The sequence below is a fragment of the [Flexibacter] sp. ATCC 35208 genome, assembly GCF_001975825.1.
Classification (GTDB): Bacteria; Bacteroidota; Bacteroidia; order Chitinophagales; family Chitinophagaceae; genus Chitinophaga.
Window position 1 is genome coordinate 1 of record NZ_MTKN01000090.1, and the last position, 22,274, is coordinate 22,274.

General features: G+C 37.0%; 18 protein-coding genes. 12 read left to right on the forward strand and 6 right to left on the reverse strand.

Going from position 1 to position 22,274, the window contains the following annotated elements; all coding sequences use genetic code 11:
• Positions 1 to 1,010: 1,010 nt before the first annotated feature.
• A complete protein-coding gene (locus BW716_RS31800) occupies positions 1,011 to 1,271 on the forward strand; it encodes a hypothetical protein (RefSeq protein WP_083730090.1) in 261 nt (86 codons plus the stop codon).
• A 315-nt stretch (positions 1,272 to 1,586) separates the two neighbouring features.
• On the opposite strand, the gene BW716_RS31805 is transcribed toward BW716_RS31800, so the two are convergent.
• Positions 1,587 to 3,995 carry a DUF262 domain-containing protein gene (locus BW716_RS31805; protein ID WP_083730091.1) on the reverse strand — a complete coding sequence of 803 codons (2,409 nt, stop codon included), beginning with the start codon at positions 3,993 to 3,995 and terminating at the stop codon, positions 1,587 to 1,589.
• A complete protein-coding gene (locus BW716_RS31810) occupies positions 3,988 to 5,859 on the reverse strand; it encodes a DUF262 domain-containing protein (RefSeq protein ID WP_083730092.1) in 1,872 nt (623 codons plus the stop codon). Before BW716_RS31810 ends, BW716_RS31805 begins: the two co-directional genes overlap by 8 nt.
• A 528-nt stretch (positions 5,860 to 6,387) precedes the next feature.
• Here BW716_RS31810 and BW716_RS31815 point away from each other — a divergent pair.
• The 7 genes from BW716_RS31815 to BW716_RS37215 all read left to right on the forward strand — a co-directional run bounded on the left by BW716_RS31815 (position 6,388) and on the right by BW716_RS37215 (position 16,192).
• On the forward strand, positions 6,388 to 6,795 hold the full coding sequence (locus BW716_RS31815; RefSeq protein ID WP_083730093.1) for a helix-turn-helix transcriptional regulator: 408 nt from the start codon (positions 6,388 to 6,390) through the stop codon (positions 6,793 to 6,795).
• A gap of 615 nt (positions 6,796 to 7,410) precedes the next feature.
• Entirely contained in the window at positions 7,411 to 9,318 is a 1,908-nt protein-coding gene (locus tag BW716_RS31820; protein WP_083730094.1) for a hypothetical protein, read from the forward strand.
• A 230-nt stretch (positions 9,319 to 9,548) separates the two neighbouring features.
• Positions 9,549 to 9,821 carry a hypothetical protein gene (locus BW716_RS31825; protein ID WP_083730095.1) on the forward strand — a complete coding sequence of 91 codons (273 nt, stop codon included), beginning with the start codon at positions 9,549 to 9,551 and terminating at the stop codon, positions 9,819 to 9,821.
• Between the two features lie 649 nt (positions 9,822 to 10,470).
• The gene (locus tag BW716_RS31830; protein WP_083730096.1) at positions 10,471 to 12,381 is read left to right on the forward strand and encodes a hypothetical protein; all 1,911 of its coding nucleotides are present in this window, start codon (positions 10,471 to 10,473) and stop codon (positions 12,379 to 12,381) included.
• Positions 12,382 to 12,932: 551 nt separating this feature from the next.
• Positions 12,933 to 14,003, forward strand: a complete 1,071-nt coding sequence (locus BW716_RS31840) for a hypothetical protein (protein ID WP_083730098.1) — start codon at positions 12,933 to 12,935, stop codon at positions 14,001 to 14,003.
• A gap of 11 nt (positions 14,004 to 14,014) precedes the next feature.
• Positions 14,015 to 14,467 (forward strand): MauE/DoxX family redox-associated membrane protein, encoded by a 453-nt coding sequence (locus tag BW716_RS31845; protein ID WP_083730099.1) that lies wholly within the window; start codon positions 14,015 to 14,017, stop codon positions 14,465 to 14,467.
• A gap of 1,119 nt (positions 14,468 to 15,586) precedes the next feature.
• Complete coding sequence (locus BW716_RS37215; RefSeq protein WP_179091365.1) at positions 15,587 to 16,192, forward strand: S9 family peptidase; 606 nt, start codon at positions 15,587 to 15,589, stop codon at positions 16,190 to 16,192.
• A gap of 48 nt (positions 16,193 to 16,240) precedes the next feature.
• On the opposite strand, the gene BW716_RS31855 is transcribed toward BW716_RS37215, so the two are convergent.
• The 3 genes from BW716_RS31855 to BW716_RS31865 all read right to left on the reverse strand — a co-directional run bounded on the left by BW716_RS31855 (position 16,241) and on the right by BW716_RS31865 (position 17,727).
• Positions 16,241 to 16,807 (reverse strand): hypothetical protein, encoded by a 567-nt coding sequence (locus tag BW716_RS31855; protein WP_083730101.1) that lies wholly within the window; start codon positions 16,805 to 16,807, stop codon positions 16,241 to 16,243.
• Between the two features lie 323 nt (positions 16,808 to 17,130).
• On the reverse strand, positions 17,131 to 17,451 hold the full coding sequence (locus tag BW716_RS31860; RefSeq protein ID WP_083730102.1) for a LytTR family DNA-binding domain-containing protein: 321 nt from the start codon (positions 17,449 to 17,451) through the stop codon (positions 17,131 to 17,133).
• Between the two features lie 15 nt (positions 17,452 to 17,466).
• Positions 17,467 to 17,727 (reverse strand): hypothetical protein, encoded by a 261-nt coding sequence (locus BW716_RS31865; RefSeq protein WP_143709150.1) that lies wholly within the window; start codon positions 17,725 to 17,727, stop codon positions 17,467 to 17,469.
• A 12-nt stretch (positions 17,728 to 17,739) separates the two neighbouring features.
• On the opposite strand from BW716_RS31865, the gene BW716_RS36495 reads away from it, so the two are divergent.
• Genes BW716_RS36495 through BW716_RS31885 form a run of 4 tightly spaced genes read left to right on the forward strand, consistent with a single transcriptional unit; the run spans position 17,740 to position 20,768 of the window.
• Entirely contained in the window at positions 17,740 to 18,588 is an 849-nt protein-coding gene (locus BW716_RS36495) for a hypothetical protein (protein ID WP_143709151.1), read from the forward strand.
• A gap of 18 nt (positions 18,589 to 18,606) precedes the next feature.
• Complete coding sequence (locus tag BW716_RS31875) at positions 18,607 to 19,479, forward strand: hypothetical protein (RefSeq protein ID WP_083730105.1); 873 nt, start codon at positions 18,607 to 18,609, stop codon at positions 19,477 to 19,479.
• A 28-nt stretch (positions 19,480 to 19,507) separates the two neighbouring features.
• The gene (locus BW716_RS31880; RefSeq protein WP_083730106.1) at positions 19,508 to 20,152 is read left to right on the forward strand and encodes a hypothetical protein; all 645 of its coding nucleotides are present in this window, start codon (positions 19,508 to 19,510) and stop codon (positions 20,150 to 20,152) included.
• Positions 20,124 to 20,768, forward strand: a complete 645-nt coding sequence (locus tag BW716_RS31885) for an ATPase (RefSeq protein WP_143709152.1) — start codon at positions 20,124 to 20,126, stop codon at positions 20,766 to 20,768. The genes BW716_RS31880 and BW716_RS31885 overlap by 29 nt, the downstream gene beginning before the upstream one ends.
• Before the next feature lie 221 nt (positions 20,769 to 20,989).
• Here the strand turns inward: BW716_RS31885 and BW716_RS31890 are convergent, their stop codons facing one another.
• On the reverse strand, positions 20,990 to 21,847 hold the full coding sequence (locus BW716_RS31890) for a glycosyltransferase family 2 protein (RefSeq protein WP_083730108.1): 858 nt from the start codon (positions 21,845 to 21,847) through the stop codon (positions 20,990 to 20,992).
• Positions 21,848 to 22,274: the final 427 nt, after the last annotated feature.

The window sequence follows — 22,274 nt, forward strand, 5'->3', positions numbered from 1 at the left end:
TAAAAGACTAAACAACTTCGGTGTTTAAAAAATATGAAAATAGGACTAAGATAATCATTTCCAGATTATTATATGCGAAATGGCAGGCGTTACTTTGAATTGTTCGTAGTAGAATAAGGATTATCGTGGCTTACAGCCATAAATAAAGTCGCGCCAATAAAAGATAATCCCGATTTATCGGGATACCAAAACGGCGCACCCATTTTTCCGCGTTCGGGATTGCAGCAAAGTACCATGTATTGCGGAAAGCCCGACCCGTCTTTGGCAGGGAACGCCCCAAATAATAGAAATAAATAGAATGACGAGCCAAACTTTACGGAACCAATACAAACCTTAATAAATTAACCTGTTATGAAAGAAAAATATAAAAAAGAGAAATATGACTATTAATCCATCTCCTGCTGGTATTAGGAAATTATAACAGCCCCTTATCAGGTCATTACCCAACTGTTCACTTTTGCTGATATTACCTTTTATCGGAAAATGATTAAAGGGGTATAGTCGTTTGCCACTAAAGGTAAGATATACCGTAAAGATAGTCCAAGTGACCTGTTGTTTAAATTTAAGATGTCGGAATCGGCTATCAATGCCGCTTATGTGATAAGCAAAGAAAAGAAAGAAAGTCCTATCATATTAGCGGACTATAGCTTACTCAATAAAAACCTTTATTGCGGACAGCATGTGCATGTGGGTTCCAGCGAATGGAATTTCTTTCCCCGGACACTATCGGTAAAAGAGTACAAAAATCTGTATTGGCTTTTAAGAATTTTTTCAGGTATCAGAAATTAGAAAAATGGAAAGAAGATTTACAGGAAATACTGAACTATCCGCTATCTAAATATACGGAAGACTTAGAACTTAGATTGCTGGATATGTATCTTCACCTTACTAAACCGATAGAAGCCACCCATCTTATTGATGTGCGGGAAATTACTCACATCGGGGGGCACATTAAAAATAGATTTTAAGCTCTACTAAGGTGTTATCATACTAATTATAATTAACCATTTATGATAAGTAACAACGTTAACGATACCGGTATTAAAGTAAATGGCGGTAATGTTGATAAAATAGAATTTATCACAAACGTTTTTGTAGGTACAGATGCTGATTTTAAAGAGGCAAGCGACTGGGAAGAACGGTTAATGGCTGCTCTGCAAAAAAGTTACCAACTACCAATTTTTCACACGGAGTTAATACCAGGTAGTAATTTTATTACATCAAAGTTTAGCTTTTTTGAATTAAAAAAGCATTCAAACTATGAAGGCTAGAGTAATTGCCATACCATGGCTGCCTTTACATTGCTGCAACTCTAGCATAAAAAAGTCAAAATAAATTTAATGGGCTATGGCAATGCACTAAACGCCAGGGACGATTTGCACTTTTGGCACATATACTACCATTTACAGCACAGGTATTACAGCTTTATTGTCCATTAATGACTGCGTCACCAACAACTAATTGTATAATAACCAGGGTATGTATAAAATCTTAGCCCGGGCTTTAAATAATAATATCCAACTTAAATTTATAAGCAGACTTTCAACTGTTTAGCCGCTTGAAAATCTGCTTATAAAACTCATATCTTATTCAATAATCTCAGGATTTTTCTTTTGGGTGTCCATAAAATTTCGAATTTTTAAAAGCATACTTTCTTGATTGTCTTCATCAAAAATTTCGCTTGAAATTCTATCAACAAATGGTTCAACTCCATCAATTGATTCCACCAATGAATACCCATAACTGAATTCCATTTCTTGTATTTCTGACGGCTCCAAATCTTCCAATAAATGAAACACCAACTTTCCATCCCTCAAGAAATCAGCTACAAGCATTTCCGAATCCAATTTTTTATAAAGAGTCACATCATAATCCCAGTAAAATGGCGCATCCCCACATTGGTTATGGGTAGTAAAATCAAACCTTTGAATCATAAGCGTAATGATCTCATTTCGAAAAGAATTAAGCATTACCCTATCATACCAGCTTCCTGGTCTATGTACATATAAATTATTCTCATACCATTTAAGCTCAATCCCTTTATCTGCGCGCAAATTCTGCAACCAATAATGAAAATCCGCATGCTGATACAATTTTTCATGCATATGCCTGGCTAAGGTAAAAACATTAGATTCATCTAAAGTAGAAGACCTGTCTATTAATTCATTCATCAATTCTACTTGCGAAGTCTCGTCTGGCAAAGAACAAATAGATTGAACGAAGTCCATGGCATCAGCCTTTCTTCGTAATATCAATTTCCAATTATCAGGATAATCTTTTAAGTTCATCATTAATAAATCACTCCAGGTTTGAATCTGAGAAATATATGCTCTCATCAGCATATAATCTTTAGCGAAAGGTCCTTGAGGTCCAGACCCTGAAAATATTTTCATCGCCGAATTACTTCTATGCAAAAATTCATTCACATCTTCATCATCCGACAATAGAAATCTAATATTACCCATAAATAAAGGATGTCCTTCCGCTTTAATCAGTGAAGATTCCCAATCGCCATTTGATAATATAAATTTCGCTTTCACAACCTCTTCTAATAATTGGTTCTTAAGAAACGAGCTTTCTGTTTTAATAATTTCTTCACATGCTGGTTGCAATAAGAAACTATAAATATCTTCCACCCCCACAGCCATTTTATCTACCAATCTCATTACCCTCCACATATTTTGATAACTACGCACATCAGGGTCAATCGCCAGGTTCCAGACGACTCTTAACCATCGTTGCATTGCGACCCTATCATAGGGTATTTCCTCCAAAAAACGTGTCACACTATAATAGATAATACGTTGGGAAAATGTAGCATTTTCCCCAAAAAAATGCCACCTTTGCTTGGTCGGCCACGCAGGTTGAAGCAACTCATTAATCTCACTGTGATGAATACTAAGCCCATCTAATACCCTTTCGATTTTCGAAACTACATCACTATTCTCAAATACCTTTGCAAACTCATCAAAGCCGGTATACCTCTCTTGGTTATTGGCCACAAACCTCTCCCAAAATGGTTTCTGATTTTCAAGACTATTAAGATATGAGGGTGTAATTCCCAAAAAATGATGAAAAAGGTACCAATTCCAAAATCGAAAATAACCTCCATCTACCACCTTACCAATATTGGGATCATTATCCTTCGCATAATTCCAGAAAAGGCGTGTCCATTCATTATCCAATTTTAGACTAAAAGCCATATGATAGCTCATTTCTCGCCCATCATACACTACTCGTTTAGCAAGTAATGGATGTCCTCCATTAGCTTTCCCCTGCACCCACTTTATAAAATCTGCTTTAAAATTTTCAAAATCAGAAAGCTGTTTCCCTCTTGCATTCATTTTAATATACAGCTCATCTGTCAGGCTAAAACTCTTAAGAGGAAGAATATAAAAGGTTACTTTACTCAGCAATGGGAATAATTGCCGACCTCCTTCGTCATAACGCTCATGTATTTCATCAAGAACAACTAACATGGATGCTACTGTAGGATTCAAACGGTATACCTCATAATACCACACTGAATTACCGATTTCTTTAGAAGGTAATACATCAAATGACAATCTAATACTACATAACCGCTCACAAAATTCCCTGGCACTTGCCCTGGTAGAATAAGAAAAACGTGAAAGCAAATCACACATATTGGTTAGATCCCGGCCATATAATTCACGATTTGAGATATACCAGTACAAAAGAAAGAGTGCAGTAAGGCGTTGTTGTCCATCCAAGGGAATTAATATCTGCTTGCCATCCAATTCTTCAATCGCCCCATAAATAAAATCCAGTTCAAAGTTATCACCACTTATAACAGCATTAAACAAAGCATCCAAAAACCGCTTCCGAATCCTATACTCCTGGGGCCTACCCTGCGCATAATCTCTCTGGATCATGGGTATTTGAATCCCTTGTAAATTATACGTATAAGGGTTTCCTTGTTCAAGCACATCTATAGTACCATTCAGCAAATCAGGTAATGTATATTTACGCATGTTGAGTAATTGACTGGGGTTTATTAGGTAAAAATCGTTCCAGGGTCTTCACAATGGCATTTCTATAGTCCTTCACATCCTCACTTGTCCAGGTTGACGGGGTATTGCCAGCAAGATCATAATACTTCAGGAAAACATTTCTCGTACACACCGGAATAAACACCCCCGCTTTATCTTTTTCTATAATAATTCTCCGTTTAGTAGTAAAAAGTGCATTACCATAAGCTCTATTAGTACCGGCATCCAATAATGCAAGGTTACCTATATTATCTTTCACAAGCTCATCATTCCTATCTTCCTTTGCAATTTTTGTTATCGCTGTAAATAAATTCTCAAACTGCTCCTTACTAGCCTCATTATCCAGAAAATCTCTAACCTTGAGTAGTAATGATTCATCAATACTTTCCAGGTCTATCAGCGCATTTTCTAACCACTCCTTTCTGGCATCCTTAGTACGCAATTCATTTTCCGTGAGGGAATCTATATGCTCCACATCCCACCCTTTGCCAATACTCACACCATTATATGATTCAAATGGGAATTTCAAAATAATACTGTTATTCTTACATTGCTCTACAATACTTTCAATATTAAAAAGCAATAATAGTTGCCGGACTTTTTCGCGGTCCTTACTGTAGGTAAGATCAAGGAAAATATCCTGGTTAGTTGGATCAAGGGCCCACCTGACAGTACAGAACAACGATTTTATTTTTTGCTCCAACATATTTGTGATTGCCTCACGGCTGGGCAATTTTTCATTAACAATCGCCTTATAAATCCTGGATAGGGGCTCATTATTACTCGCCACCAAAAATCCCACATAATGGTACCACACAGGGGTGTTATACCATTCCTGTACCTGCCTAAAGCATCCTATCACCACTCCCCAAATACTCTTCATATCATCATAAGTCTTATTTTTATATAATAATTGATAAAAATAACGGAAGGTGGCATGATCATCTGTCCCAATAAGTTCGACTAATTGCGGATCTTCCTCTATCGCTACTTCTTTTAAAAGATCCAGCAGCAATTCTATACGACAAGGTCTATTTGAAGGATACTTATTTAAGAAGGCCCAAAACAAGGGTTGTTGCAAAGCATTCTCAATTTCATCCCATTCATTAGCAATCTCTAATTGACGAAGTCGGGCTAGCTCGTTTTTATCTGGTCCAAAATTGGTCTTTTGAAGAAATAATGCCTTAATAAGCTCCGCATTAGTAAGAGGAATTTTCCCAAGATTGATCCTCACAAAACTGTCAATAGGATTTTCCATAGGATTCAATTCATACCAAATGATCTGAGCGACCCCTTCACTTTGTTGGGTTTGCTTATCATACACAAGCATACGTAACATACTTTCTCTGGCATCCCTTGGTATATCCTGCTTTTCAAACCATAATCTAACAGCAGTATATGCCCTACTCATATGATACAGATCAATATCATGTCCTACATTTTCTTCAATTCTCTGTAAAAACTGCTCAGATTCCATTCGGGTTTGATAGTGTATACTATAAACCTCTTTCTTATATTCACTCTTCAGTGTAGCCCCTCTCAAATGATTCGCAATTAGATACTCCATTAATATCCTAATGGTTGTGAGCCTTTGCTGCCCATCAACAACCTCCCACCCTGATACTTCCTCATTAGTTTCACTAATCCAGGTAGACTTCTTCACTACAATGGGCTGTAAGCAATAAAACTCCTCAATGCTCTTTTTCTTTTTTGCAAAACTGAATAAATCCTCCAATAAATCATTGACATGCTGAGGCCTCCAACGATATCCTCTCTGGTAGGAAGGTATAAAGAATTGCTTTCCTAATAGATCTGCTATAGAAAGCAACATAAGTGATTGTGCCATTATTAACTAGCTAACTTAACAATAATATATTAACCTCTTGGTAACAATAAAAATCTCATTTAGTTGACTATTTCGCAAATATTTCTCGAATTATTAATACTTTCCTACGGTCATTAACATGGACTTAACTAAATAATTGTAAGTTTTACCGAAATTACACCAACCTCAAAATACATTTTTATGCTCCCTCAATATTCTAAAATTGATACCTCCTAATAGGATATCTTCTTCACCAAAGATTCAGAAAAATCACGCTTATAATAACCAATCAGCAGGTCTAAAAAAAGCTGCCTCCGATTATAAAATCGAGCAGGTGATTATCATTTTCAAAATCAGGGGATAATAACGAACCGGCAAGTTCTGCTAATTTTAATCAGCAATTTTTCCGGATTGAAATAAACCAGATATTCGTATGACCAATTAAGTTAGGCAAGAATTACAATCAGTAAATTTCTTGTTACTGGTATCCTGTTGCTTTTATTCAGGGTGCAATAGAAGACACCTGGGTAGTATTCAATTCGCAACTCTATGAAAAAGAACAACAATAAAAATTCCTCAATTACGCTAAACACGTCGCTTCAGGCATGGAAGAAAATAGAGGAAATAAAAGAACTGATTGATGAACAACACAAACACAACAACTACCATCTTACAATACGTGAACTCTCATTAAAGTTTTTCATGAGCAAGAGTTTGATTACAAAAACGTTTCGTCTCCGTTATCACACTTCAGTACATCAATATATTATACAACAAAAAATGGAGTACGCTAAAATCTTGCTGTTAAACAACAGGGAACAGTCAATAACTAAAATCGCTGAAAAACTTGGATATTCTCTTAGTTCAAATTTCACAAGAGACTTTAAGAAACATACTGGCAACTTGCCTTTACAATTTTCAAAAAGAGCCTTTCTGAGTAATACAAGTGATTACTGAATGAAGAAAGTTCAATAATCGTTTTGAATTATTTTATACCCATTTTGATATCATTAAATTGAAAAATAGACAGGAATTTTGAATCGAAACATTTAAGTCACAGCGATACGAATAGATACCGTTTTTTTGAACCTTATATCGGTTAGTTCCATCATTTCAATTTTTCACTACAATAACTCCAAAAACCTCAATTAATAACCTTTCGTATTTTTTTCAACCCAAAAATATAATATGAAACAATTCAAGTTAATCGCAGTAGCAATAATGCTCATTGCTACTTGCAGTGACTTCGCAGGAAAGATGTTCTCACAAAATTTCCTTTCTTCTTTACCAAAATATTAAGCAATCACCACTCCTATAAAAAACAAAATCAACAAATCAAAAAAAAGCTGCCTCCGATTATAAAACCGAGCACAGTATTATCATTTTCACAATCTAATGATAATATCGAACAGGGAATTTCGGCTAATTTTTCTAAGCAATTTTCTACATTGAAATAATCCAGATATTCGTATAACCAATCAAGCTAAACAAGGATTATAATACTTGTAACAAGCAATCCTGAGTAATAAAGTGAAGAGTGAAAACGAATTAAACCAATCCACGAAATCGGCAATGAAAGCACTCGCATCCTGGCTACTGTCATTATTATTATTCACATTCCATTCAAACGCCCAGCAGCTTAAACAAATCGCAGAATCCATTTCAGAGAAATTCATTAATTATTCAAAATCTCATGCTGATGCAGCTCTATTCCTCCACACGAACAAATCCATTTTCCAGGCGGGGGAATCCATTTGGGCGACAGCATATTTATTGAATATAGAGCTGGAAGATTCGTTAAAATACAATACACTCATGTTGTGCCTGGTTGACCCAGTCATAAAAAAATCATTTGCCCCACAAAAATTTGCAATTATAAATGGTACTGCACAGGTAGGGTTAACAATTCCAGATACACTCCCGTCAGCAGATTATGTACTGACTGCTTACACAAACGCTTATGCAGAAGGTAAGCATGAAAAAAATTTCAAACAGGTAGTCACTATCAGGTCCAACACGACACCATTCAGAAAAACAATTACAGGTACTGAAAAGAAATTAACAGTATCAAACAGAGAAAAAGAAGGCTACAAAATTTCCCTGGCGCAGCCCAAAGGTGAAGACTCCATCATCGCCGCAATTAATCTGCCGGAAAGCCCTAAAAACATAATCCTTTGTTACCATGATCTCAAAAAATCACTAGAAGTTCTGGCTGTTCAAATGAAAAACACATTTGGGCAGTTAAAAATACCAAATACAGGATTAAGAGCCGGGTTGCAAAAAATAGAATTGTTAAATACAGATAAAACTTTACTTTCCGATACCTTATTCTGGAAGGAGCCTGAATCTATTAAGGTAACCCTGGATACCGATTCTGCTGTTCATAGCTTAAGAAGCAATTGCAGTTGTAGCATTGCTATCCAGGATGCTTCAGGCAATCCACTTCCGGCAATGTTTTCAATTAGCTGTTCACTCAGCAAATCCATCCTCCCAACTTTACCTGACATAAGAAAATACTATTACTTTGAACAATTCCTGCCCCCTTCATCCCAAATCCCCTTTTATTGGGATTATCAAACCACGATTGACAGTATCAACATGCTCCAGGGAGTAGGCGGTTGGATGGATTCAGATACAATAGTGGAAAAGACTATACCCTTTACACCCATCACAGGACAGGTGCTCCAGAATGGTAAAAAGCCAAAACGCCCTGTATCAATCATACTAATTGGAGGAGCGAACCCGCTCAATTTCCAAACTGATAATACAGGTTTTTTTAGCATTAAAAGTGATATACTAAGAAGTCTGAATGCTCCTTTCTACATTACTGTCAGTGGAAAAGACAATCTTGAATCATATGAAATTCAGTTAAATTCCTCCACGGACACTTTAAATGACCAGATAGCTAATCAATCATTTACATTTCCCACCATACCAAAAAATTCATTTCCCCTGGAATATTATGCAGCAGCTATGGAGGATAAATCAATTACATTAAAAGCTGTTACCATAAAGTCAGCCCCATATAGTGCAGATTTTCCTACCGGAAAAACATTCTATGATAAAGATTGCAATGCGCTTGTATGTGATCATGGCATATGGATGTGTTCCACTCCCTCATCACAACACATCGTATTAAAGCCCACTCCAGGCAAAAGATATATTGACCCCAAGACAAGCACCTATATATTATATAAAGGTTGTCCAGTAGATTACGAACCACCTAAATTCATGAAATCAATTTCGCCTATATTATATGCCGCTCACTTTCAGGCACTAGATTATAGTCAGGAAAAAATAACGATCCCTCAAACGAATACTACACTCTATTGGAATCATCTAATGCATAACAATATTGACGGAAAGGCATCATTCAATTTTTACACGAATGATCTTCCAGGCATATACAAATTAGTTATTCAAGGCATCACTGAAAAAGGACCATTTTATGTTACAAAAACATTCGAAGTAGTCAGATAATAAAATACATTAATCATTTTGAATTTTTTTACATCCATTTCGATATCACTAAATTGAAAAATTGTAAGGAATTTTAGGCTCAAAAAAAATAACACCACAGCTATAAGCATAGAAACATTTTTTCTTTTAAACCTTATATCTTTTAATTCCACTTATCCACAAAAAAATGCCGATTAAACCTTAAATAAGAACCTGTTTATAAGCCTTTTTTCTCAACCAAAAATTATAATATGAAACAATTCAAGTTAATCGCCGTAGCATTAATGCTGATTGCAACCTGCAGCGCCTTTGCAGGAAAAAGAACTTCACAAAAATATCTTCAGGTTTTTGGATGGTTTAGATACCAGAATGTAGTTTGTATGTATGACATTTTAGATAATAATACACTCTGCGACATTTACTCCTATGGTTCTATATGTACCATCAACTACACAACGGCATATGATACTGAAGCAGCATGCAACTATGAATTATCATCTCATTACCTGAGAAGGTATTATTAATCTCTATTGGGATGATAAATGAATAAACGCTTTATCATCCCAATTCATAAACCTATGATTCAAGTCATTGCACCACTGGCACCCCGATATCTATAGATGTCATCCATTACACCTACAAGCCCCCATCCCGATCAACTAGCTAACTTAACATTAATTCCTTAACCTCACCGCAACAACAAAATCCCCATTTAGTTGCCCAAATCCGCAAATATTTCACCATTTTATCATACTTTTTCTCGTCTTATTAACACCGACTTAACTATATAATGGTAAGTTTTACCGAAATTACACTAACCTCAAAATACCATTTATGCTCACTCAATATTCTACAAGCGACACATCCTGGCGGCATGTCTTCTTCAAGAAAAGATTAAGCAATCACCACTCTTATAAAAACCCCAAATCTACAAATCAAAAAAAAAACTGCCTCCGATTATAAAATCGAGCACAGGATTATCATTTTCACAACCCAATGATAATATCGAACAGGGAGGTTCGGCTAATTTTTCTAAGCAATTTTCTACATTGAAATAATCCAGATATTCGTATAACCAATCAAGTTAAACAAGGATTATAATACTTATAACGAGCAACCCTGAGTAATAAAGTGAGGAGTGAAAACTAATAAAACCAATCCACGAAATCGGCAATGAAAACACTCGCATCCTGGCTACTGTCATTATTATTATTCACATTCCATTCAAACGCCCAGCAGCTTAAACAAATCGTTGAAACCATTTCAGAGAAATTCATTAATTATTCAAAATCTCATGCTGATGCAGCTCTATTCCTCCACACGAACAAATCAATTTTCCAGGCGGGGGAATCCATTTGGGCAACAGCATATTTATTGAATATAGAGCTGGAAGATTCGTTAAAATACAATACACTCATGTTGTGCCTGGTTGACCCAGTCATAAAAAAATCATTTGCCCCACAAAAATTTGCTATTATAAATGGTATTGCACAGGTAGGATTAACAATTCCAGATACACTCCCATCGGGAGATTATGTACTTACTGCTTACACAAACGCATATGCTGAAGGTAAGCATGAAAAAATTTTCAAACAGGTAGTAACTATCAGGTCCAACACCACAACATTCAGAAAAACAATAACAGGTACTGATAAGAAATTAACAGCACATACTTACGAAAAGGAAGGCTATAAGGTAGCTTTAGCACAACCAAAAGGTGAAGACTCCATCATTACAGCAATTAATATTCCTGGAAGCCCACAAAACATCTTACTTTGCTACCATGATCTTAAAAAATCACTGGAAGTCCTGGCCGTCCAAATGAAAAACACATTTGGGCAGCTAAAAATAGCAAATACAGGATTGAGACCTGGGTTGCAAAAAATAGAATTATTAAATACTGATCAAAAAATACTCTCTGATACTTTATTTTGGAAAGAGCCTGAAACAATTAAAGTAAAACTGGAAATAGATTCAGCTATCCACAGTTTAAGGAGCAACTGCCATTGTCGTATTTCAATCCAGGATGCATCCGGGAAACCGATCTCTGCTATGTTTTCAATAAGCTGCTCGCTCAGCAAAACAATACTTCCTACTTTACCCGACATACGGAAATACTATTATTTTGAACAATTTTTACCTCCTTCTTTTCAAATTCCCTTTTATTGGGATTATCAAACCACGATTGACAGTATTAACACGCTTCAAGGAATTGGTAATTGGATAGAGGCAGATACAATAGCAGAAAAATCTACTCCTTTTACCCCCATCACCGGACAGGTATTCCAGAATGGCAGGAAGCCCAAACGTCCTGTATCAATTTTATTACTTGGAGGAACCACACCAGTAAATTTTCAAACTGACAATACTGGTTCCTTCAGTATTAGTAGTGATATGATAAGAAGTATCAACACTTCGTTCTACGTTACCATTAGTGGTGGTGACAATCTTGAATCATATGAAATTCAATTAAATTCATCCACTGATACATTAAATGACCAGATTGCCAGTCAACCTTTCATATTTCCTATCCCTCCAGGAAATTCTCCACCACAGTTATATAATATGCCCGTCATGGAAGATAAAACAATTACATTAAAAGCAGTAACCGTGAAATCGGCCCCAAATAGTGCAGACTTTAATTTTGGAGTACCATTCTTCGACAAAGATTGCAATGCCTATGTTTGCAATCATGACGTATGGATGTGCACGGCCAACCCGGTATCACTCCACACGCTCACAAAGCCAATTCCTGGTAAAAAATATTTTGATCCTAAAACAAATACATATATTCTTTATAAAGGCTGCCCGCAAGATTATGAACCACCAAAATTTATGAAATCCATCTCTCCTATTTGGTATGCCGCTCAATTTCACGCACCAGACTACCGTCAGGAAAAAATAACAATCCCTCAAACAAATACTACAATATATTGGAATCACCTTATGAGGAACAATGATGATGGAAAAGCATCATTCAATTTTTACACAAATGATCTTCCAGGCATATACAAATGTGTTATTCAAGGCATCACTGATAAGGGGCCATTTTGCGTAACAAAAACATTCGAAGTAGTTAAATAAAAAATACAATAATCATTTTGAATGTTTTTATCTCCCTTTTGATATCATTAAATTGAGAAATTGTTAGCAATTTTGGCCTCGAATAATCAACATCGCAGCTATAAGAATAGACACAGTTTTTCTTTTGAACCTTATATCTGTTAATTCCATTCATTTAATTTAATAACGCCGATTAAACCTCATTAATAACCTGTTTATAAATCTTTTTTCTCAACCAAATACTAAAACATGAAACATTTCAAGTTAATCGCAATAGCAATCATGTTGATTGCTACCGGTAGCGCATTCGCAGGAAGAAAATCCTCACAAAAATTCCTTCAAATTTATGGCTGGTTTAGGTATCAAAATGCAATTTGTATGTTTGACATTTTAGATAATAATACAGTCTGCGATATCTATTCATATGGCTCCATATGCACTATTTCTTACACAACTGCATATGATACTGAAGCAGCATGTAATTATGAATTATCATCTCATTACCTAAGAAGGTACTATTAATCACTACCGGGATAATAAAGGTGATTGACCTTTATTATCCCAATTCCTTTATGAAAAAAATGAAAAACAGGATAAGAAATCTTCTGTCCATATTTGCATTTGCTGTTGCAATTATAGTTATCCTACACATCTATGCAAAAATCGACACATTCAAACCCAACAATTTTAATCGATTAATTCTAAACAATGCTATCTCAGAAGAAAAGAATTGGCAGCTAGCGGGTAACACCTGGCAAATATCAGGTATTTCGGGAGATGATATTTACCTGGGTAATCGTAAATACCTAAACCTATTAATGAAATGCAATATTCCCAAAAGCGACACTCATTTCATCCAAATTAAACTGGACCAGGCAGATACAATGCATTTTAACAATGCCAGTTTGTATATAAATGACACAAGTTTCTTCCTGGTAGATGGAAATCTAAGGAAAATCTACAAAGGAGATGTTGGAAAATGGGAAGCACACTTACTCCAATCCGACCGCTCAACTTTTGACCTGGCGCTGCCTATATCTAACAATACATTCACTTATCGCTTATTAAACCGCCAGGATGGATTTGTATTAGCCAAAAAATCATTTGACAAGGACAGCTTCACCCAGGTAAATGGATTACTCCAAAAACAGTTGGACGGTGTATTCTGTAAGGATGGGCAATTACTATATGACCCCTATGAATCAAAAATTATTTATACCTACCTCTACCGGAATGAATTCATTGTAGCAGATAGTAACCTAAACTTATTATATAGGGGACATACATTAGACACAACCACCCATGCAAAATTAAAGCTCTCAAACAGGAGAAAAAATGGAGTTGTTACAATAGAAGCACCGCCGTTGATCGTCAGTAGGAAAAGCTGTGTAAGCCATGGATTATTATTCATCAACTCCGGATTGAAAGCTGATAATGAAAATCGGGAAGATTTTTCTCATTCATCAGTAGTAGATATTTATGATATCAAAAATGGAAAGTACCTTTCCAGCTTCTATATACCATATGAAAACGATGTCAAATTCAAGGATTTTAAAGTGAATGGAGACCAGGTGATTGCACTTTACGATCATGCACTTAAAATATATCAACTGCACCTACCTGGTATAAATTTAAAATCATAAAAATCCGAATCATGCCGCAATATAAATTGCCCACCACCCCGAAACAGGCGTGGATAGTTGACCTGATAACATGTCTTTTTATACTATTATTCACATATGCAGCTGTCAGCAAACTAGCAGACGTTCAAAATTTCAAAACACAAATTAGTCAATCCCCATTATTAACGCCTTTCGGTGCCATCATTATGTGGGCAATCCCTACGATTGAATTTATCATTGTAGGCTTGTTACTGTTCAATAAAACAAGAATGACAGGGCTATACTTTAGTTATGGATTAATGGTCATATTCACCATGTATATTATTGCCATCACCCGATTTAGCACCTTCATACCGTGCTCTTGTGGTGGAATTTTACAACAAATGACCTGGAACCAACATCTTTTTTTCAACCTCATTTTCGTCGTATTAGGAATAATCTCGGTATTAATTTATCACCCCAGGAATACAGCTTTTCCCTCATAAGTCCAACGACGTGCTTTATTTTTAAAGAGCTCCGTTTAGCACAGAGCTCTTTTTTTAAAAAAACCTATTATTCATCCACCTTATAATCTATTTCTCCTGTTAGCATTGTCTTATTATAAATAGTCCATTTGTAGCCAACCACAAAAACCAATGCCAGTTTTCCTGAAATTACTGCTCATAACCTTATTTTTCAAGGTTAATGCAGATACAACCATTATACAATTGGAAGATAGCACCACTGTATTGTGTGCTACAGGAGGAAAATATGCGCTTACTCAAAACAAGGTCAATGCCTGGGAATACTATTGGAACCATCCATTGTCTGCCGCTCTTTATCTCACTGAACTTAACTCAGGTAAAAAAATTAAAATAGTAGAAAACCCAAAAGGGTTAGTCATACATGCCAATTTATCCCCATTAGAAAAATACGTTTCCTGGTATGATACTTATCTTAAAAGTATATGTATCTACAATATAGCAAGCTCCAATATGCTCATTCTTCAAAAAAACATTCAATGTTTACCCCAATGGTTTCCGGATGACTCAGCATTTATCGTTTATGATCAATTTGATATCTGGAAAATAATCCCAGGTAGAAATATGCACATCAACCTTACTAATGGTTATGGAAGAAAACATAAAATCATTTTTCGACAACTTTCAGATTCAATACTTGTCGCCTTTAATACCCTAAATAAGCAAAACGGTTTTTTTAAACTCACAGAAAATGATCCAAAGCTACTTTCAATGGATGATTGCCTCTATTATTTCCCAATATACCCCCTGGATGAGTTTAAGCCTGTAAAATCGATTGACAGCAACACCTGGCTTTTATTAAAGCAAGACGCTGGCATTCCGCCCTCCTATTATTCTACCAGTAATTTTAAAACATTTTATCCAATTGATTCATTCAAACAGCCGACTTTATTAAAATCCACAATTATCCGTTTTAAGCATATCACGGGGATTCTATATACTCCTTTAACATTTGACAGCTCTAAAAAACATCCACTTATCATTACCTATTATCAAAATTTCAGTATCAACCTACATAAATTTCAGCCATATCAAAACAGCGAGGGTACCCTGAACATACCGACTTATATTAGTAACGGGTACATGGTATTTGTACCAGACGTAAAAACTAAAAAGGGGCATCCTGGTCCATCCGCAGCCAGGATAGTGGTCAGATCTGCTAAAAAACTCAGAAGGTATAAATGGATAGACCAAAAACACATAGGTCTCCAGGGCTTTAGTTTTGGAGGATACATCACCAACTATGTCATTACACACTCCAAGATATTTGCTGCGGCACAGGAATCTGCAGGGCCGGTGGATTTTATCAGTGGTTATGGAAGTGTAAAAAAAGGTTCAAATATATCCTTACAACCGCTTTATGAAAGGGGTCAGAATAACATGTGGACGACACCCTGGGATAACCCCAGGCAATATTTATTGAATTCCCCAATCATCAAAGTGCAGCATATCACTACACCATTGTTAATTCTCCATAATGAGAATGATATCATTGTTCCTTATGCGCAATCTATGGAATTATTCATGGCCATGCGCCGCCTGGATAAACAAGTGTGGTGGATTCAATATAAAGACGAAGGGCATCAGTTATTTAAAAGAGAAAACCAGGAAGATTTTTCCAGGAAACAATTGGAATTCTTCAATCACTTTCTGAAGGGAGCTCCGCCCCCTTCCTGGATGGGAAAATAAAAGGGGAGCTCTGTAAAGAACTCCCCTCACCAATGATCGGGGTCGACACTATGGCATCGCCACTTCCAATACCGTCTCATTCGCTGGCAGGTCCAATGCACTAGCTGCAATGACACTGCCTTGCAATTCATCATTCAGCACAGTAGCTGTATACATCCAGTCCAGGCCATTACTTTGCAGCACAGCGTCACCTTGCTCAATCACCACACCAGCAGCAGTTGTAATCTTCACCCGTACACTGGCGACCTTAAAGTCATCAATGGCCCTGACGGTGATTTTACTACCAATCGCACCTGTGTAAAGATGAGTAGTGATACTACTGATCTCAGGTGCCTTGTAAGCATCTCTTACTGCCAGGTTATAAGCCGACTGGTCTTTTTTAGCAGCTGCTTCATACTGCCCTTTCAGATCCGGGTCTTGCATCACCGCCTTTGCATACACAATCGCCATCTTAAACCTACTTTGCACTTCCTGCTGTTTTTCAGTGGGAGGAACCTTACTCGCTCCTCTGTGCTTACCCAACAGGGTTGTACCGGATCTCTTCTTCGTGATCGTTAACATTTTCCCTACGGAGCCAGAGGCTTCCTTCAGGATGATATTCTCTGATTTTGCCATAAAAATTCTTTTAGTTTGATAAAGATTGCTTCGAATGTTGTTCGAGCGTTGTTCGAATGTTCTTCGAGTATTGTTCGAACGTTGTTCGAGTGTTGTATACCCTTTCTTCGACGCTTGTTCGACACTAGTTCGACGCTTGTTCGAATGACAGCTATCCAGTGGAATAGAAAGGTGCCTCTCTCCCATTCCGGGCACAGCCTGTATAACTGTCTTTCATGACAACAATATTAGCGAGGTAACAAAAGAGAAAAGAAAAAATTCGGTGGTGAAGCGATAAGCGATGGTTGGCGAAGCGATAAGTGGAGGATGAGTGCAACGAACAATTACATGATAATATTCAACCTGCTGAATAATTTTTCAGCATAAGATCTTGACAGGGGAATATCCCTGTCAAGAATTCTAACTGAATTAGCAGTAAAACTGCTAATATGCTCTAGAGCCGCTATGTAAGTGCGATGTACCCGGCAAAAGAGCGCCACGGGTAATTGCTCCTCCAGCTGGCCGAGTGTACTGCTTACCAGGTGTACACCCTCCTTAGTAATGATCTTAGACCATCCGCCACTGGCCTCGACCAGTATGACGACTCGGCTATCAACGCGCGTGAATAGCCCTTCGGTTTTCCGAATGAATAAACTGTCATTCATAGTTAATAAATTGGTTTATTTCCCTTTGCGCAAACGACGGAAACGGTCGATGAGTAAATCCCGGTTCATTCGATGAAAGACTTCAAGGAATTCGCCGAAGGTTAATACGTACTTAGGAGGTTTACCTAAGTCCTTTATTGCATCGTCTCTGAATCTGTACGAATGCCTTAGAGAAAATTTGGTGATCTTTTTGATATCCTTTACGAATATCGTTTCGTTTAATAAACGGCGCAATTCGTCATCATTGCCAAATTGGCCATTTTTGCCTAAATCCACGTTTGTTAAATTTTGAAAGTTAACTTCATATTGTTTGATTTTACGTGGCAAGACGAATATAAAAATATTTCTTCTTATCACGATCAATTTACATCCAAAAAAATTCAAATGAAGATGCCATTTTATCGTAAACGCCTGCTAAGCAGGCGTAAAAGAAAAACTATGTCTTTAAGAAAAAACAGGAAAATAAATCCTGAACTGATTCACGCAGCGCGGGTCGCAAAGCTAATACGGACAATAGGTTGCGCCGGTCCGATTATAATGCAACGTGATCGCAGTCGATTTCGTCAAATCGCAAAATTCATTTTGCAACATGTGATAAAATCAGATAAACATAACCCACCTGGTAAGCGAAATGTACTCAAAGGAAATATGCGATTATTGGAAGGATATGACCTGGAACCAGGCTTACCACTATTGGAAATTATACGTGCGCCATTTACCTCCACAGTCGATGCTAATAATGGTTACATGCACATCTACTTTCCATCTTTTATTCCATCGAAGCAATTGATCTATCCGGACAATGCCACCCATTGCAAAATAATAGCAGTAGGCGCTTCAATGGACTTAAATTATTACAATGCTACTATGGAATCTGACACCTCATCACTGATTCCATTAGTAAATGAAGCAGTTCCGGCTTTCTCACTGAACGTGCATATTCCACCGAACAATGGGCAAACCATGCTATTGCTAATGGGTATTAGCTATAGCAATGCGCCCACCCCAAGTGGTAATGTAGTCCCACTTTGCCAGGCTGCAAAAATCCTGCAGGTGGAACGCACACCAGAACGGTTAAAATTCATAAAAGGCAACAAAATGCTCATTATGAATTTCGATGAAAAAAATCCTTTTTAACAATTAAAAATTCACAGTATGAACGCAACGTATTACCCACTTTGGGATTTGCGTACTTCCTTGCAGAGCTACCTGGACTATCCGAAAGAACGCTCCGGTAAATTGTATAAACATGCCAAAATAGCCATCACTGAGATGCACAGTGCGATGGCAGATTACATGCTGACTTCTAAAGATGACAGTATACTGAAACGCTATATGCGTACCTGGCAGGAACAAATCAGGGTATTATTTGACGAGATTCCGGATGATTGGTTTGAAGACATGGACCTTCAGACAGCATGTACTAAGTCAGACAAACAATCCATTCAAAAATGGAATATTTGTTTCGAGTGCTTTCGACTAATCAGGGAAATGCAATTGGCGTACCCCACATTCTTTGATAAGACTGCTTGTCCGCCATTGCTGTACATACAACTGGAGAAATCAAGTCATTATAACAACTGGTTGTTTATATCCAAATATGCGAAGGAGAAAAGGGGTAAGTTAAGGCTAGTATGGAAAATCATTGCCGCTTATCAAGAGCGATTATGGAGCAATTACAGTAGATTCTCTTATGCTGAAATCGAATATGGCTGCAATTTCGTTGACCAGTTAATGCACAATATTCAGCAACGGGGAGACGCATTTGGACTGAAAGCACTTTATTCTTTTCTCATTTACTTAAACTTCAATGATATCGGATTTGCGCAACACCTTATCGCTGATATTGCGGAAGAAACCGATGCTTTGCTTATCGAAGATGAAAAAACAGCATGGCTACTACAAGTAAAACTGGACATGGATACAGCTACTGTAAGAACCGATTGCACGCTGGATACAGGTAATCCACCCATCAATGTGATGATCAGCAATTGGATAAAAAGAGAACTGAAAATGCTCCAAACTTAATCTAACACACATAAAATTCGAAACGCGTATGAATTATATTATTCATTTAAATGCCTTCCTGGAAAGGGCGGCAAAAGAACAATGGGTAGTAGCATACCACTATTCCCTGTACATGGCACTATTCCGCATCTGGAACAAAACCGGTTTTCGCAAAACCTTCCAGATCAGGAAAACAGATGCTATGAAGGCTGCCAGGATCAGTTCCAAAACTACCTATTACCGTTGTTTAAAAGAACTGGAAGCAGCTAAATTGTTGATATTTTATTCTTCCTCTTCCCGATTTACACCAGCGGAAATTGAAATGATTCCGTTAGTTAACATGCAGGATTATGGGACAGTACATGGCCCTGCAGGAGGACCGCAAAAAGAGGAAAATGGAACTCCACCAGTACCTGGAGAGGGCCCATTTCTTAAACAAGAAAATAAAAAGTATACAAATAGTGTGTCAAAAGGGCCGGGATTGGATGATGTGCTGAAACTTTTCCTGGTTCACGAGTATGATACTGGTTTAGGATTAAGATTCTGGTACCAGTTTGAAGCCACCGGCTGGAAAATAGGCAATACACCCATTGAAAACTGGCAGGCATTAGCTCATAAATGGATGTTAAATACGACTCAACCGAAACCAAAAACTGATAACAACAATGACCAGGATTACGACCAGTCTTTTTAACTACAAGGAAATCCTGCCAATGCTGGCTGATAAGGGCAGACAGTTATTTGGCGAGCATTTCAGGATATACCCGGAAGATCTAAAATTGATAATACCTATCATAGCCTGGATGGTAAGGGATGTGGAAGTAGCTAAGCAATTTGGCATTGACCTGCAGAAAGGGATATTCCTGGGAGGACCAGTAGGAACAGGTAAAACTCAGATCATGCAGTTATTACGTTGTATTACGCCAGGCAGTGTATGTTATGAAGTGAAGCATTGTGACCTTATCAGCAGGGAATATACTTTGAAAGGACCTTCAATGCTGAGTAACTACCTGGGAGGAGATAACAATGATAAATACAATCACCGCATCTGGTGTTTTGATGATCTGGGATCGGAAGATATAGCGCATCATTATGGCAATAACTGCCAGGTAATGAAGAAGATCCTGTTAGGAAGATATGAGTTGTACACGCACTTTGGAACAGTGACGCATATGACGTCCAGGTTGACAACTAAAGCGATAGAACAAAAGTATGGAACGGAGGTGAGGAGCAGGATGAGAGAGATGTTTAATAGGATAATATTTGATGGAAATGCGAAGGATAAGAGAGGGATAATTGCAGTCAGCTAGGATGGACAAAAGAAAAATGCCGGATGTGGCATTTTTCTTATTAAATAATTTTTTATTTTCATAGAGGAGATACAATTAGGATAGGGATTCGATTTTATCATCGGTAGATAATAATCGACATCCCTTTTCTATTTTATCCAGGAAGGAGCAACAGCAAATAAAAGCCCTGGGATTATCAAGAATTTTGACCCAGGGCAATAGGATATTAATTTTCTTCTCAATCAATGATGAGAAGAATTAACTGAAATTTTATTATTCATCTCCGTTTGAGATTCGGTCACACTATGATTAACGTTCAAAAATTGTCTCTTTTCTTTCTTATGTGAATTTGGCTCAATCCCCTTAAACAAATTGTATTTTGCAAAGCCATGTTTATGCAAAAAATATTTCAGGCTTACGCCCAACACTCCAAATCCATAAATCGCACTGCGCTTAAAATTAATAGAAGAAGCCTCTTTAAAGTATTTAGTAGGACAAGTTACCTCTGCTATTTCATATCCCTTATAACAAATCTGGCCTAACAGTTCATTATCAAATACAAAATCATCAGAATTATCTTCATAAGGGATAGATTCTAATACCTTCCGATCATACGCCCGGTATCCCGTATGGTATTCAGATAATTTTTGCCTCATTAACAAATTCTGGCTAACAGTCAGGAGGCGATTAAAAAAGTATTTATAATAAGGCATACCTCCTTTCAAGGCCCCCCTGCCCAGGATACGGGAACCTAGTACAACAGGATATACTCCTTTTGCAATAATTGAAGCCATCGATTCAATTAGAAGTGGCGTATACTGGTAATCGGGATGTAACATGATAATGATATCAGCTCCTAATTCCAATGCACGTTTATAGCAGGATTTCTGGTTACCACCATAACCTTTGTTTTTTTCATGACAAATGATATGTACAATACCTATTTCTTTAGCGACTGCTACAGTATTGTCCTTACTGGCATCATCCACAAGAATGACATCATCGACCAATGTGCGATCGATTTCTTCATACGTGATTTTAAGGGTTTTACTGGCATTATAAGCTGGTAATACAACGAGGATCTTCTTCCCATTTATCATAAGTTATGATTGACAAGGTTAACAATGGTAGTCAATCAAATATCTGGCAAGGCAATGCATTTTCTCATCACTGAGAACGATTATCCCGATATCCTATAATACAGTCGCTATGTCTATAGTGAATTGATGAGCCACTACTGACAACGAATAGTGTTCAGGAAAAAACGACCATTCACATTATATATTTTTACACTTTAATAGTGAAAATAGTGTTGCCCTCCAATTTTAACGCTAAAAAAATGGTAAAAGACCCGGAGATTTAAGATCAAATAACCCGGATGAGTTCGTAGCTATTTTTTTGAAATTAATATATCGAACCCGATTTTATCAAATGGTACAGGTGTAAAACTGATTTAAAATTCTTAAAATGATAATGATTACATGCAAACTGATAACCAAATTATCAAATAGAAGTTGTTTACACTTT